This is a genomic window from Kosmotoga olearia TBF 19.5.1 (genome assembly GCF_000023325.1).
GTDB classification, from domain to species: Bacteria; Thermotogota; Thermotogae; order Petrotogales; family Kosmotogaceae; genus Kosmotoga; species Kosmotoga olearia.
On sequence record NC_012785.1, the window covers coordinates 633,771 to 647,935 of the forward strand.

A 14,165-nucleotide genomic window follows, 5' to 3' on the forward strand; every position below is an offset into this window, starting at 1 on the left:
AACGATAAAAGATAGATGGATTGGAGGTATCAGGGTGCTGGAGTTGAAAAATGTTTTTTTAGAAAGAGAGAATAGGGTTATTATCAAAAACATGTCAGTAGCTTTTGAAGATAACAAAGTGTACTCTATTCTTGGAAACAATGGTGTTGGAAAATCCACTCTGGCGTACATAATCATGGGTCTGGAGAATTATCGTGATCACAAAGGCGATATTATATTCAACTCAAAAAAAATCAATGATCTCTCCGTTTCGGAAAGATCCAAACTTGGCATCACCTTGGTCTGGCAGGAGCCTGTTCGTTTTGAAGGAATAACAACAAGAGAGTATCTAACTTTAGGTGGAAAATTAAAACTATCAAATGAGGAGCTCCTGAAGATATTGAATCTGGTAGGCTTATCCGAAGCCTATCTCGACAGGATTGTTGACTCTTCACTAAGCGGCGGAGAAAGAAAACGAATCGAACTGGCTTCTGCACTTATCCTCAAACCAAAACTTGTTATACTTGATGAACCTGACTCTGGAATAGACATAATGTCAACAGATATGATAGAAGCCGTCCTCAACCATTTCAAGTCCAATGGTGCAACAGTGTTGGTAATAACCCACCGTGAGGAAATAGCACGGATGACCGATGAGGCTTATCTCATGTGTGGCGGTAGAATGCTTGCTAGCGGAACCCCGGACGAAATAATAGCATTCTACAAAAGGCTGTGTGATAAATGTTCACACACAAATCAACCTGTTGAGGAAGAGAAAAGGGGAGTCGGAAGATGAAAGGGAACCTATATGAAAAGGAATTTGAAACTATTGCCAAATATTATGAGCAAAGTGGTGGAGATGCGTCAAAATTCCTAAGAAAGGATATTGTCTCAATCATTGTAAGTGGTGACAAGGTGATTGGGAGAAATACAGTCTCAGGAGTTGAGCTAAAAGCAAAAGAACTCGAAAACGGTGTGGAGCTCTGGATAAACGTTGCAGACAACGTTCAACTCAACAATCCGATACATCTGTGCACTGGTTACCTCAAACCTGAAGGAACTCAGCGGGTATTTATACACACCAAGATCGGAAAAAATGCAAAGGTAGATTTTATCTCTCATTGCGTCTTTCCAAAAGGCACAAACTTCACACATAAAATGATTGCGGATACTGAGATAGGAGAGAATTCAAAAGTGTCTTACAATGACACTCATTTTCATAGTCCAGACGGAGGTGTAACGGTCGAAGCTGTCTACAATACCAGAGTAGCAAAAAATGGGCTATTTGAAAATGTATTTCACTTAACAAAAACTCGTGTCGGTAAGCTATTTGTGCAGATGAAAGTGGTTCTTGAAAAAAAGGCAAGTGCCTTTTTAGAATCTAAGGTTTTCGAGAAAGAAGATGATGAAGTCGAAATAATCGAGGAACTTAACCTGGACGGAGAAAGCTCATCAGGTATTGCAAAGACGGTAGTTTTCGCAACTGACAGAAGCAGAGCGAAAATCATCAACAGAGCTTTCGGGAACGCTCCCTTTGCTAAAGGACACATAGAATGCAAGGAAGTTGTCAAAGGAGATAACGTAAACGTCGGAACTATACCGGAATTATACGTTAAAGACGAAAAAGCTGAATTAACTCACGAAGCCTCAATAGGAAGAGTCAACGTGAAACAATTAGAAACACTTATGTCAAAAGGCCTCACAGAGGATGAAGCCACGGAACTGATTGTTAGAGGAATGCTCAAATAGATTTAGGGGGGACTAAAGTGGATTACAAAGAAAAATACGTTGTCAAGAAACTCGTGGATCTTGTCAAAATTCCCAGCCCTTCGGGTTTCACTCATAGGGCCATTGAATATGTTCGCAAGGAACTCGAAACACTTGGTTTCGAACCTAAACTAACGAAAAAAGGCGCATGTTACGTGTGCCTCGGCGGTGAAGGTAATCCAGTCGCTTTCACAGCACATGTCGATACTCTCGGTGCCATGGTTAAATCCTTGAAGTCAAATGGGAGACTGGAAATCACTCCCATAGGCGGCTATATGATGAACAGTGTTGAGGGTGAAAACTGTGTGGTTCATACAAAAGATGGAAGAGAGTACACGGGCACGATTCAAACTATCGCACCATCTGTTCATGTGTTTGAGAACGCAAGAACTCTAGAAAGAAAACCTATAAATATGGAAGTACGGATCGATGAAAAAGTGAAAACCAGAGATGACCTCGAAAAACTCGGTATCGAACCGGGCGATTTCATTTCTTTTGACCCGAGGATAGTCGTTACCGAGAAAGGGTTCATAAAGAGCCGCCATCTGGATGATAAAGCAGGCGTAGCTATACTATTGACAGTAGCAAAAGACTTAAGCGAGAAAAAATTCTCGCTCAACAGAAAAGTCTACCTTTTCTTTTCAAACTATGAAGAGGTTGGACACGGCGCTTCAAGTGGTATTCCCCAAGATGTTGAAGAACTGATATCCGTTGATATGGGAGCTGTTGGTGGCACCCTTTCTACCAATGAATTCGTGGTTTCAATATGTGCTAAAGATTCCGGTGGACCCTATGACGCTCGATTGGTAAGGAATCTAGTTGAAACTGCTAAAAAATCTGATGTAAATTACAGCGTAGATATCTATCCCTTCTACGGCTCTGATGCCGATGCTTCTCTCAGAGCAGGTTACGACATTGTTCACGGCCTCTTAGGACCAGGTGTTGAAGCTTCACATGGATATGAGAGAACTCACTACGATGGTTTAAAGAATACGATTAAATTGATTGAAAAATATCTCAAAAAAATAGTCTAAAATACGTTTAACCAACAACACCGTGCTTTTTTGGTTGAAAGACCGTGATTTTTTCTTTTGGAAAATTGAGTTATCAGCGTATAATTATATTGAAGCATTACAAAAACAGGAGGTGAAAGTATGAGAAAAGTGATCGTTTTGAGTTTGCTCCTTCTTACCACTTCATTGTTCTTTGCGTTCGGCCCAGAACTTAGTTTTGGCACAGTAACGCTTGGAGCTACCGATAGCTATTTCGTTTACATGTTCCATTATCCTGTCACAGACATAATACCTGGAATCGATCTGGATTTTGGCTTTGACATGTATCAAACCGAGATAGGCGGTCAGATGTATTTTGGTAAACCTTCACTGGACGCCACACCATCTACAAATGTTCTCAACGGGTTCTCAATCTACGCTGTAAGTCTCCGCACCAAATTGCTAGATTTGCGCTATGGCAAAATGGGATTCTACTCAAAAGGTATAGGCCTTCTTCTCAATTCTTACACAAAACCAAGAGCATGGGCTTTTGACGCTAACATTAAATTCTTCCAGCCCGGGTTGTCTTTACACGTTCCATTTGAAATTGTCTCACTAAATCCGTTTGTAGTCGACAAGACCTCTTCACTCTGGTTCGGAGGCGTTTTCTTCGATCTTCCTCTGAACCTCAAACTGGATACAACCTTCGTATGGGAATCAAATTCGGCTATAACAGACAGTGGTGAAATACCTGCTTATGGATTGACAGCTTCACTCGATTTCCCGATAGTTAACTGGAAGCTTATACGGTTGATCCCTTCTGCTGAGACAGCGATACTCGCTACCAAAGATTTCAGTCATATTGGATTCGGTGCTGGTGTTGGAGCCAGAGCTGCTATTCTCGATCTGCTGCGCATAAGGGGAGGGCTCGTTTACTATTCAGAAAACTTCATACCCGGTTATTACAACGCAGACTATGAATACAAGAAAATGATGGAACTGTATGAAGGTCAATCATGGCTTCCGAGAATCACCGATGCAGCAACTCCTGCTCTCGGCTGGTTCATAAGAGGTGACGTTGGAATAGGTGATATGCTTATTCTCAAGGTCAACGTGGATAGCTACAATACACTGCCAAATTCTCCTGTTGTTAAAGGATATTTGCGGGTAAGAATTCCTGAGGTTAACCTTGGCAAATTCGGTGGAGTTCCAGAATTCTTTGCTGAAGCTGGTTACTACCAGGATAATTTCCCGGTAGCTGAATTGTTTGGCGAGAATTGGAAAAACGCTCTTCTAAACGAAAACACCAGACTCAGCTTTGGTGCTATATATCCTCTAGCAGGAAATATGGCAGCCCACTTCATCGTGAATTACAACCCCGCAGCCAAAGATTTCGATTACCTCATAATGTTCGAATCACTCTCAGATAGAATGCCCGGAGCATGGCTCGATCCTAGCGAAGATTAATCTTTAATACTATATAGAAGACAGGGCTCCAATGATATGGAGCCCTGTCTTCATTCTACAACTTCAAACAAATCTTCTATCGTTTCTCTCCAGATTTCTTCAAAAGCGATACGATAGTTCCTTGGTTGGATCATCTCCGCCATCTTAGCAAAATTATTCAGCAAGTGATCTTCAACCAGTTGCCCGCGAAGGCTCAATAGATACCTTACAGCCTCTTCTTTGGATAACGCCTTCCTGTAAGGCCTATCTGTGGTCAGAGCATCAAAAATGTCGGCAATGGCCACTATCTGAGCAACTTCAGGTATCTCCCCATTCTTCAGGCCAAGTGGGTATCCTTTGCCATCTATCCGCTCATGATGCATCAAAACTACGTGGCGTATTAAATCCGGAAATTTCAACCCTTCAAGGAATTCCGCCCCATAAACCGGGTGCTTCCGTATCGCTTTCAATTCTTCAGGGTCAAGCTTTCCTTTCTTGTTGAGTATTTCAAGAGGAACTTTAATCTTCCCATAATCGTGAAGCATTCCGCCAATTATCAGATAGAACAAATCGGTTGTAGAATAATTCATATGACGCGCTAACGAGTAAGCAAAATACGAAACTCTGAGAGTATGGCTGGCTGTATAATCATCTCTTTGTCTCAACTCATTTACCAATTTCTTGAAAATGTCCCATAGTCTGAACAAAGCGGATTTAAGATATTTTCTAACGTGGGGAGATAATATCTTCTCTTTCCGAAGTATTTCGAAAGCTTCTATCATTACCTCTATCGCCTTAAAGCTCTCTCCTTGAGCGTTAAGGATCTCAGCTTTTAGCGCCTGACTCTCTCCATAGAGATAAGGAGTGTATTCTCTCTCCAGTATGCGATCTATCCACCGAACATACTCTTTGGCTTTGTCAATATCTCCCCGACTAACATAGTAATAACCGAGAAAGACCAGAGATATTCCCATATCCAAACGCTCAGGATTCTCAGAGTTCATTTTTTCGAGTTCTTTAACGACATTCTCAGCTTTTTCTATCTCAGAGAGAGCAAGAAAACATTTTAACTCCATAACAGCACATTTGGAAAGAAGATAGTCAAAGGCCTTCTTTTTAAGAGAGGTAACAAGGTTAAGCGCTTTTTCAAAGTCACCACGATAATAGTAATACTCCGTAAGGTTGTAGGGAGCAAGCAATGAACCGGCAAAATCTTCCGGGTACTTCATTGCCTTTTCAAGAAGTTCAACAGGGTCTTCTCCGATTTCAAAATAAGATGCCACCAGACCAAGATCATTATAATACGTAGCTCTGAGGTCCTCCGGTACAAACTTTTCTATGCCGAGTAATTCCTTCGCCTGTTTTATGACCTCCGTTCTTTTATTGAGCTCGTAACTGATCATCATATAAAAAAGCCTGAAAGAAATCTTCTCCCGGCTGTTTTCAGGAAACTTTTCGGCTATTTCCATAACTCTCTTCACAATATCATAGGCTCTTGTCAACTTTCCACGTTTCGCATTGAAAGCAGCAAGTTTTCTAAACCATTCTAAATCATAGCTACTGAGAGTATCCCTTCCCTCTGCAGTGGTACAAAGTTTTTTCAAAGCGTCAAGGTAATCTCGCTCTTTTTTATCTTCAATCTTTTTAAGAATCTCACATATTTTAGGAATACTTTTCTCAGAAATTTCTAAACCTAAAAGTAACTCCTCAACGTCCTTTTTCATAAAAACCTCCAGAATCTGCGGTTGAACAGTTAATTTCTTGCTTAATTATATCATTCAAAGCTGTTATAAAGTCTGAGAAAGACTCACAAAAAACCTTGTCCAATTTGGATTTTAATAATACAATATCTCTGTAGTCAATTAAATTCCGTTCTTATTTTTTTATTGACTAAACATTTCGCGGAGGTGTTGCAAATGCTGAGGAATATTTTTATCGTCATTTTTGTTATTCTTTCTTCAATTCTACTTGCCGAAGTATCAGAAACTACCAGTGCTACTGAAGTTACTGTTCCATCTGTTGAAGAGGAGGTTGCAACTGCTACAGTTGTGGGAGAAGAAAAAGCTATGACACCTGAAGAACTTTTGGCACGTAAAGCAGCATTAGAGGAAGAGTTGAACAGAATAAATCTACAGCTCATGGATCTTCTGACAGAATCGGTTAGTGCGGGAATGAACTTAAAAGAAAATCTCGAAAAACTGCAAACCGAGCTACAGCAATTGAAAACCCAATTATTAGGTCTTTCCAATAACTTATCGAGTTTTAAAGGTGATCAGGAAAGCTTTAACAAAGAGGTTTCCACGGCTCTCACCAGAATTGATGCACTCGTTTCACAGGTTGATCAACTCAATTCATCAATTGATCAGCTCAAAGAATCCCTGCAAAAAATCGAACAGAGAGTATCAACATCTTTCTGGCTATCCATTGTAGCAATACTTGTCTCAGTGACCATTGCTGTACTAATTGCTTTTCAGATTATCTGAAAATGTTTTCTCAAGATCTTCCTATTTCCTGATGACACCAACCTTTTTGATTATCTTCTCAACAACGCTGTAAGATGGGAGAACAATGGGGGCACATTCGCGCTCAATAACTTTTGCTAGCATTCCATAAATGATATCTGTATCTTCAGACTCAGTAATGGTATAACCTCCGGGGTTTTTGATTTTTACAATTGCATTCGCTCGATCGTCACCCACAAGAACCCTGATCATCACCGCACGTCTATCTCCTAATTCTCCCTGTAGACACTTATTCTATCTTTTCCAGAACGTTTAGCTTTGTAGAGCTCGTTATCAGCCTTATTTACCAGTTCCCTCAAAGTCGTATCATCGGAAAATTCGGCGACTCCCGCGCTGACAGTTACCTTTATCGGCTTGCCCGTTACCGCTCTCCAATCGTAGTTTCTCAATTCATCAAGAACTCTTTCAAGAGCTTCAACTGCCTCTGCTGCTTTTATGCCCGGAAAAATTATCAAAAATTCTTCCCCGCCATATCTACCCACAATATCACTTTTTCTCATAGAATTTCTGAAAATCTTTCCTATCTCCTTCAGAACCGTATCTCCAAAGAGATGCCCATAAGTATCGTTGATTTCCTTGAAGTCATCTACGTCCAGCATAGCTACAGTTAAGGAAAGCATTCTTCTCTTTGCCAGCTCTATGTACTCCTTCAAACGACTAAGTGTAGCTTTTCGATTGAAAAGGGAAGTTAGAAAGTCGATTTCCGTAGCGATTCTTTGATCACAAAAATTGTTTACGGTTTTTGCAATTATTCCAAGCGTCTCTCCTATGCTATCCATGAAATAATAAAGGCTTTCTGCGTTCCGCGGCCTTTTGAAAGACATAACACCCAATTCCTGATCTCCAAATGATATGACAAAATTTTTGACATTATTCGTATCAAATCCATCTTCTGAAGCATCCGAATCAAACTTCAAAAGCCACTCAGATGGAGTAACAGGTTTTTCCATAGCCCTCAATAAATTGCTTTTAACATATTCATGAGGCGTAGTATCAGAATAAAATCCAAAGGAATATACTCTTCCTATACTTGAAGAGATTAATAAAATACACAATCCATCAGCGCGTACAAAGTCAAGGATCAAGCTTTTTAGTTTTCTCATCATGTATTCTTCATCATCCACGTACTGAACCAGCGAAAGAAGTTCTTTATTTATGACCTCGGTTTTCAGGGTTTCTTCTATTACATCCACAAGTTCGCCAAATGGTTCAGTGCGGGTTTTATATACCTCTTTTGACCAACCCGAAATATAATTCCCTTTCAAAAAGTTAAGAATCTCTTTTGTGATCGATTCCACATCTCCTGATTTCTTCAGGAATTTATTTGCACCACTCTTTTTGGCCCAAAAATCATTTATCGCCTCATCCGCTCCGGTTAAAATTAGGATACCAACATTCTTAAAGCTGGTATAGCTTCTTATTAGCCGGCAAAGATGTACTCCATTCATCCTGGGCATAACGTAGTCAGTTATTACCACATCTGGAAGAAAATCAAAAAACTTATTAAGACCGTCTATTCCATCGGCTGCAGTTTCAACAGTAAACCCGTATTCTATCAGTACTTTTTCCAGCAAAGTTCTCCAAGTATCACTGTCATCAACCACTAACACTTTATCCATAAACTTTCCTCACTTTCGTATTCTCATTACTCTAAAAGAATCCCCCTTCCCAGCAAACATCGTATATCAACTAAGCTCTGATTCCTCAATTAACCAGTATTAAAAACATCGCCTCTATTAAGGTAAGTTTAACTCACTTTAACTCTAGCGCCGCAGTATCACAAATCTCTACTATCATTTCTTTTGGATCATTTTTCACGCTCAGACTTCCTGTAAGAGATGGGTATATACTGCACCGACGGTCTTCTTTGCTCGGTTTGTTTATAAAGGTTCATGAGGGTGTATATCTCATCCGGTACTTCCGTGCTAACATTCAACCCGAATTTTTTAACCTCTTCTACGGTAAGGGGATAATCATGTGTCCAGTATCCTGAACAAAGTTTATCAGCAAGCTCCTGAGCTTTTTCAAACCCGAATTTATCCTTCAAAAGTTCCGTAACAAATTCCTTCATCTGGGCTATCGCTTTCTTCGAAATATCTGCCAGAATCAGTGTTTGGTCGTCAACTTTATTTATGTCCTTCTCCTTGACAACATTGAGGATTGAAGCTGCTGGATACTGTCCAATCTGAGGATCGAGCGGACCAAGAACAGCGTTTTCATCCATTACTATCTCATCAGCTGCTATGGCTATAAGTGTTCCACCAGACATAGCATAATGAGGAACGAAAACGGTGACCTTTCCCTTGTGCTTTTTTAATGCTCTGGCTATCTGTTCAGCAGCAAGCACTAAACCTCCAGGGGTGTGAATTATAAAATCAATCGGCATATCGTCGGGGGTCATTTTAATGGCCCTAAGAACCTCTTCTGAATCTTCGATGTCTATAAATCTTCTCATACTCAAACCGAAAAAGTTAACGGCCTCCTGGCGATGAATGAGGGTTATTACCCTGCTACCTCTTTTCTTTTCAATACTTCTCAGCAATGCTTCCCGGGAACTTTTGACTGATGCTGATCTCATAAATGGAATGAACATTGAGAATATCAGTATCATCCAAAAGAGCTGAAATATAAATGTTGCTGGATCGAACATTCTTTCATCCTCCTTTCGCTATTTGTTATACTTCTCTAAAATATCGATTATAGTATTTTCCAATTCTAACGCTGTTCTTGTACTGATCTCTCTAATATTTTCTATTGTTTCTTCGATAGTTTTACCAACAACACCCTGAGGACCAGCAACACAAGATTTATCCAGAGCGAGCATAGCTGAATTATACGCTACTTCACCTGAAAAACCCACTTTGTAAGCACAGGCTTCTTTCGCACCGTCGCAGATCATTCCAAGGGTGCTCGAGAAAACAGTGCTCATTGCTTGAGAGATCTGCTCTGTTGAGCCGTTGAGCATATACACAATTCCCGCCGCAGCCGCCGGACCCGCCGCATTTGCCGCGCCGCAAGTCGGAGTAACCTTCCCTAGCCTGCTTTTAATATACCCTAAAACCAGATGACTCAATGCGATGGCTTTGGCGATTTCTTCTCGAGTCTTCCCATACGATTTCCCGGTAATTGCGACAGGCAATATCGTAACTATTCCTTGGTTCCCGCTTCCTCCACTGCTCATTACTGGCAATGGAACCCCAGCCATTCTTGCAAATGAAGCCGCTGCACAGAAGCGTTTTATCCTTATAGCAAGCTCTTCCTCTGAATTGTTGTTTTCTTTAACCGGCTTGCACAGTGATATTCCCTCATTCATAGCATACGTGGCTATTTCGAGGTTCATTTTTACTCCTTCGAATATAAAATCTACATCCTTGGCGTCTATGCGTTCGACAGTCTCTATTATTTCATCTATTGGAAATTTTTCCCCTTCAAAAAAAACCGGCTCTTCCCGTTCCCTTTGTGAACCTTTGAAAACAATCACACCATCTCTTGCAACCAGAGAGATAGCGGTGTGATCGCCGTCTATAACACACCTTGCAGCATGATTCCTTGTTTTAACCGTTACGTCTATATAAACTCCGGGTTTATCCCTGAGACATGATAGCTTCACTTTACCTGAAGCTATCATTCTTTTCGCTTTTTCTATATGACTATCATTGCATGATTTCAACGCTCGGAGCTTCAATGAAGGATCACCACAAATAGCCCCAAGTGCCGCGGCAATCTTGTTTCCCCTTGCTCCATTAGTTCCCGGGATTACCACATACATTCCATTCTTATAAATGTTTATGCTGGTCTTAACTTCTATGCTCTCCAAAATCTCATCTTCAGGCAAATCTTTACAAGCTCTTGAAACAGCAAAGGCTATCGCACCGGGTTCCGTACATCCTAGAGCAGGCTTTACACCAGACTGTAAATACTGTGTCAATCTGATCACCGTTATTCTCCCCTCTATACTTTCTGTTTTTATGGATTAGCGTCATCTATCTATAAGAAACCCGACTTTGGTATCATTCTAACACGTAGAACCAGGTTAAAATGAACTTTTCTTTCAGTGAAAGCCTATATAATAAAAAAGGGCCTGGAGGCCCCTTTTCATTCTTGACGCGTTTAAACTTTTATTGGCATCTCACTGACGTTATCCGGAATGATCAATTTTGCCTCTGTCTGTTCAAGCACCTGATCAACTGTAACACCGGGAGCAACTTCTTTCAATAACAGTCCATCTTCTGTAGGTTCGATAACTGCTAGATCCGTTACCACAAGATCGACGGGTCTAACGGAAGTTAACGGCAGAGTGCATCTCTTAACCAATTTTGGCCTTCCTTTAGCTGTGTGTGTCATAGCAACGATAACACGTTTGGCCCCGGTAACGAGATCCATTGCTCCCCCCATACCGGGAACCATTTTGCCAGGAATCATCCAGTTGGCGAGCATACCCTTTTCATCTACTTGGAGAGCACCAAGGACAGTCACGTCAAGATGACCTCCCCGTATAAGCCCAAAAGACATTGCACTATCGAAAGTCATAGCCCCGGGGAGGGCTGTTACGTATTGTCCGCCCGCGTCGGTAAGATCTTGGTTTTCCATACCCGGTTCTGGAACGGGCCCCATCCCAATAATTCCGTTCTCAGATTGGAAAAAAACCTGTATTCCTTCAGGAATATAATTCGCAACCAGTGTTGGAATGCCTATACCAAGATTAGCGAGATTTCCATCTTTCAATTCAAGTGCCACACGCCTTGCTATTAATTCCTTAGGATTCATCATTTACACCCCCCAACGACAATATAATCTACAAGTACCCCAGGGATGTGCACTTCATCAGGCGGAATAGCACCTACAGGAACAACTTCCTCCACTTCCACTATGACAACATCCCCTGCCATTACCATGAGAGGATTGAAATTTTTAGCCGTGAGAGAGAAAACGAGATTGCCAAAATAATCAGCTTTTTTTGCCTTTATAAGCGCAACATCCGCCCTAAGTGGAAGCTCGATCAGATACTTTTTGCCATCGAGTTCGATGGTCTGTTTGCCTTCTTCCACAACCGTTCCGACACCGGTTGGAGTTAAAATGCCCCCCAGTCCAACTCCACCGGCGCGAACTCTTTCTGCAAGCGTCCCCTGTGGGATGAGTTCTACTTCCAATTCCTTTTCTATCATTTGCCGCTGGGTTTCAGGGTTTGTGCCGATATGCGAAGCAATAACCTTTTTCACAAGCTTGTTAACGATGAGTTTTCCGATTCCTTTGTCTGGAAACGCTGTATCGTTGGCTATAACGGTAAGACCACCCTTTTTCGCTTTGATTATTTCATCTATCAAAGTCTCCGGACTGCCGCAACCAAGAAATCCCCCTATCATCACAGTCGCACCCTCTGGAATTAAATCAACCACTTCCTTACTTTTGATGACCTTCACCTTAGATCCTCCCTTCGGATTCCAAGTCATGGTTAGGACTACTTAGATCCTTATCAGGAACAACGGACTAACTCAGATTCTCTTTATAATAATGGCTGTTCCCATTCCACCACCAATACACAGCGTGGCAAGGCCGAGTTCAACTCCGCGTTTCATCATTTCATAAAGCAAGGTCACAACTATTCTGTTTCCACTACAACCTATCGGGTGTCCAAGAGCTATGGCACCTCCATTGACGTTTGCTCTTTCAATTACATAATCTTTGCTGACTCCATACATTTCATTCCATTTACGGATAACCCCGAGTGTTTGCACAGCAAAAGCTTCATTTGCCTCGATAAGATCGATATCTGTGAACTTTAGACCTGCATATTTGAGGGCATTATCGGTTGCGGGAACCGGCCCAAGCCCCATAACCATCGGATCGACTCCACCCTGTCCCCAGGCAATAACTTCCGCCAGAGGTTTCAAACCGTGAGCTTTTACGTAATCCTCGCTTGCGAGAATAACTGCACTGGCTCCATCGTTAATGGTAGAGGAATTTCCAGCGGTTACTGTTCCATCTTTCTTGAAAGCAGGTCTTAACCTTGCAAGTTTTTCAATGCTGGTTTCTCTGGGACCTTCGTCGGTATCAAAAATCCTGGTCTGTTTTTTCTCAACAACCTCAACGGGTACTATCTCGTCTTTGAATTTCCCTGCAGCAATTGCCGCACGAGCGCGATTCTGGCTTTCAAGGGCATATTCATCCTGTTCTTCACGAGATATTTCGAACCGGGAAGCGATTTCTTCGGCGGTTATACCCATGTGAACCTGGTTAAAAATATCAGTAAGACCGTCAAACACCATGTGGTCAGTCATCTTCATATCGCCAAATTTAGCTCCAAACCTCGCCTTATAATCGACCAGATACGGTGCCTGAGACATGTTTTCCATACCGCCTGCTACCACAAGATCGGCCTCACCATAAGCGATATCTTTAGCACCAATAATGATAGACTTCATACCGCTCCCACAAACCATATGAACTGTGTAAGCTGGAACTTCCACAGGAATTCCCGCATAAATAGAAGACTGTCTGGCCGGACCCATACCCTGACCTGCCATAAGAACATTACCAACGATAACTTCATTAATATCTGAAGGTTCAACACCGGCCTGGTCGATAGCCGCCTTAATCGCTATAGAACCAAGTTTTGGTGCAGAAATACTCTTAAGGCTTCCACCGAATACACCAATAGCCGTTCTTTTAGCTCCAACAATAAAAACTCTTCTTTTCACGTGTACCCCTCCATTTGTTATAGATACTTGAAAAGTTTTATTCAATTTATTCTATCAGGGCGTTTTTGTACATGACAAAATCAGGTTTACGGAATGAGAAACCGTTAATTGTGTAAATCTTGAAAAAACAGGTTTTTGTTACCGAATTTACACGAATACAAAAACGAGAAGACTACATCAAAAATCTTTTGGTTCTAAAAACTAAAATTCAATCCCTTTTCGAGCAATAATCCCTTTCTGGTAGTAATGCTTCACTTCTTTCATTTCGGTAACCAGGTCTGCAATCTCAATAATCTCCTGAGGAGCGTATCTTCCCGTAAGAACCACTTCTACATGTTCGGCACGGTTATTTACAGCTTCAATAACCTCAGAAGAGGTTATCAGTTTAAAATAGAGCGCTATATTAACCTCATCCATTACCACCAGATCGAAATTCCCTTCTTCCAGCATATTCTTAAGTTTTCTTAGGCCATCTTTGGCGGCTTTTGCATCTTCGTCGCTGGGCTCACCGTGTATGAAACATCCTCTCCCAAATTGCTCTATAACAAAGTTTGGGAGAAAGTTAGCAGCCTTTAGTTCACTGTAATCCATTCCTTTAACAAATTGCCCAAAGAAAACCTTTTTCCCGGCGCATACCGCCCTTAAAGCTAATCCCAATGCCGCAGTAGTTTTACCCTTTCCATTTCCTGTATAAACATGAACATATCCTTTACCCATCTTTAAGCCCCCTAACCAGGTAAGTATCTCTCTCTCAAATATAT

At 41.4% G+C, this 14,165-nt stretch carries 14 protein-coding genes; 5 read left to right on the forward strand and 9 right to left on the reverse strand.

The features are described 5' to 3' along the window. Positions 1 to 34 precede the first annotated feature (34 nt). The 4 genes from KOLE_RS02990 (at position 35) to KOLE_RS03005 (ending at position 4,205) form a co-directional block, all read left to right on the forward strand. Positions 35 to 775: an ATP-binding cassette domain-containing protein gene (locus tag KOLE_RS02990; RefSeq protein WP_012745087.1), complete on the forward strand. Its 741-nt coding sequence runs from the start codon at positions 35 to 37 to the stop codon at positions 773 to 775. Further along, on the forward strand, positions 772 to 1,728 hold the full coding sequence (locus tag KOLE_RS02995) for a SufB/SufD family protein (RefSeq protein ID WP_012745088.1): 957 nt from the start codon (positions 772 to 774) through the stop codon (positions 1,726 to 1,728). The genes KOLE_RS02990 and KOLE_RS02995 overlap by 4 nt, the downstream gene beginning before the upstream one ends. 17 nt (positions 1,729 to 1,745) lie before the next feature. Next, entirely contained in the window at positions 1,746 to 2,780 is a 1,035-nt protein-coding gene (locus KOLE_RS03000) for a M42 family metallopeptidase (protein ID WP_012745089.1), read from the forward strand. Between the two features lie 120 nt (positions 2,781 to 2,900). After that, the gene (locus KOLE_RS03005; RefSeq protein WP_012745090.1) at positions 2,901 to 4,205 is read left to right on the forward strand and encodes a hypothetical protein; all 1,305 of its coding nucleotides are present in this window, start codon (positions 2,901 to 2,903) and stop codon (positions 4,203 to 4,205) included. Between the two features lie 50 nt (positions 4,206 to 4,255). Here the strand turns inward: KOLE_RS03005 and KOLE_RS11055 are convergent, their stop codons facing one another. Beyond that, the gene (locus KOLE_RS11055; protein ID WP_012745091.1) at positions 4,256 to 5,908 is read right to left on the reverse strand and encodes an HD domain-containing phosphohydrolase; all 1,653 of its coding nucleotides are present in this window, start codon (positions 5,906 to 5,908) and stop codon (positions 4,256 to 4,258) included. Between the two features lie 192 nt (positions 5,909 to 6,100). Between KOLE_RS11055 and KOLE_RS03015 the strand changes: the two genes are divergently transcribed. Next, on the forward strand, positions 6,101 to 6,667 hold the full coding sequence (locus KOLE_RS03015) for a hypothetical protein (RefSeq protein WP_012745092.1): 567 nt from the start codon (positions 6,101 to 6,103) through the stop codon (positions 6,665 to 6,667). Between the two features lie 21 nt (positions 6,668 to 6,688). On the opposite strand, the gene KOLE_RS03020 is transcribed toward KOLE_RS03015, so the two are convergent. From KOLE_RS03020 to cobO, 8 genes are all read right to left on the reverse strand, one after another. Beyond that, entirely contained in the window at positions 6,689 to 6,898 is a 210-nt protein-coding gene (locus KOLE_RS03020) for a chemotaxis protein CheB (protein ID WP_148207973.1), read from the reverse strand. 17 nt (positions 6,899 to 6,915) lie between these two features. Further along, on the reverse strand, positions 6,916 to 8,325 hold the full coding sequence (locus KOLE_RS03025; RefSeq protein ID WP_012745093.1) for a GGDEF domain-containing response regulator: 1,410 nt from the start codon (positions 8,323 to 8,325) through the stop codon (positions 6,916 to 6,918). Between the two features lie 188 nt (positions 8,326 to 8,513). Continuing rightward, entirely contained in the window at positions 8,514 to 9,356 is an 843-nt protein-coding gene (locus tag KOLE_RS03030) for an SDH family Clp fold serine proteinase (protein WP_012745094.1), read from the reverse strand. Positions 9,357 to 9,374: 18 nt separating this feature from the next. Next, on the reverse strand, positions 9,375 to 10,643 hold the full coding sequence (locus tag KOLE_RS03035; protein WP_012745095.1) for an L-cysteine desulfidase family protein: 1,269 nt from the start codon (positions 10,641 to 10,643) through the stop codon (positions 9,375 to 9,377). Between the two features lie 173 nt (positions 10,644 to 10,816). Then, the gene (locus KOLE_RS03040) at positions 10,817 to 11,473 is read right to left on the reverse strand and encodes a 3-oxoacid CoA-transferase subunit B (RefSeq protein WP_041288630.1); all 657 of its coding nucleotides are present in this window, start codon (positions 11,471 to 11,473) and stop codon (positions 10,817 to 10,819) included. Continuing rightward, positions 11,473 to 12,126 carry a CoA transferase subunit A gene (locus KOLE_RS03045; protein WP_012745097.1) on the reverse strand — a complete coding sequence of 218 codons (654 nt, stop codon included), beginning with the start codon at positions 12,124 to 12,126 and terminating at the stop codon, positions 11,473 to 11,475. Before KOLE_RS03045 ends, KOLE_RS03040 begins: the two co-directional genes overlap by 1 nt. A 72-nt stretch (positions 12,127 to 12,198) precedes the next feature. Beyond that, on the reverse strand, positions 12,199 to 13,404 hold the full coding sequence (locus KOLE_RS03050; protein ID WP_012745098.1) for an acetyl-CoA C-acetyltransferase: 1,206 nt from the start codon (positions 13,402 to 13,404) through the stop codon (positions 12,199 to 12,201). 201 nt (positions 13,405 to 13,605) lie between these two features. After that, entirely contained in the window at positions 13,606 to 14,121 is a 516-nt protein-coding gene (gene cobO, locus KOLE_RS03055) for a cob(I)yrinic acid a,c-diamide adenosyltransferase (RefSeq protein ID WP_012745099.1), read from the reverse strand. Positions 14,122 to 14,165: the final 44 nt, after the last annotated feature.

Coding starts and splice junctions, on each gene's coding strand:
- KOLE_RS03020 (WP_148207973.1), bottom strand. CDS start 6,898: ATGATCAGGGTTCTTGTGGGTGACGATCGAGCGAATGCAATTGTAAAA.
- KOLE_RS03030 (WP_012745094.1), bottom strand. CDS start 9,356: ATGTTCGATCCAGCAACATTTATATTTCAGCTCTTTTGGATGATACTG.
- cobO (WP_012745099.1), bottom strand. CDS start 14,121: ATGGGTAAAGGATATGTTCATGTTTATACAGGAAATGGAAAGGGTAAA.
- KOLE_RS03025 (WP_012745093.1), bottom strand. CDS start 8,325: ATGGATAAAGTGTTAGTGGTTGATGACAGTGATACTTGGAGAACTTTG.
- KOLE_RS02995 (WP_012745088.1), top strand. CDS start 772: ATGAAAGGGAACCTATATGAAAAGGAATTTGAAACTATTGCCAAATAT.
- KOLE_RS11055 (WP_012745091.1), bottom strand. CDS start 5,908: ATGAAAAAGGACGTTGAGGAGTTACTTTTAGGTTTAGAAATTTCTGAG.
- KOLE_RS03040 (WP_041288630.1), bottom strand. CDS start 11,473: ATGAATCCTAAGGAATTAATAGCAAGGCGTGTGGCACTTGAATTGAAA.
- KOLE_RS03005 (WP_012745090.1), top strand. CDS start 2,901: ATGAGAAAAGTGATCGTTTTGAGTTTGCTCCTTCTTACCACTTCATTG.
- KOLE_RS03015 (WP_012745092.1), top strand. CDS start 6,101: ATGCTGAGGAATATTTTTATCGTCATTTTTGTTATTCTTTCTTCAATT.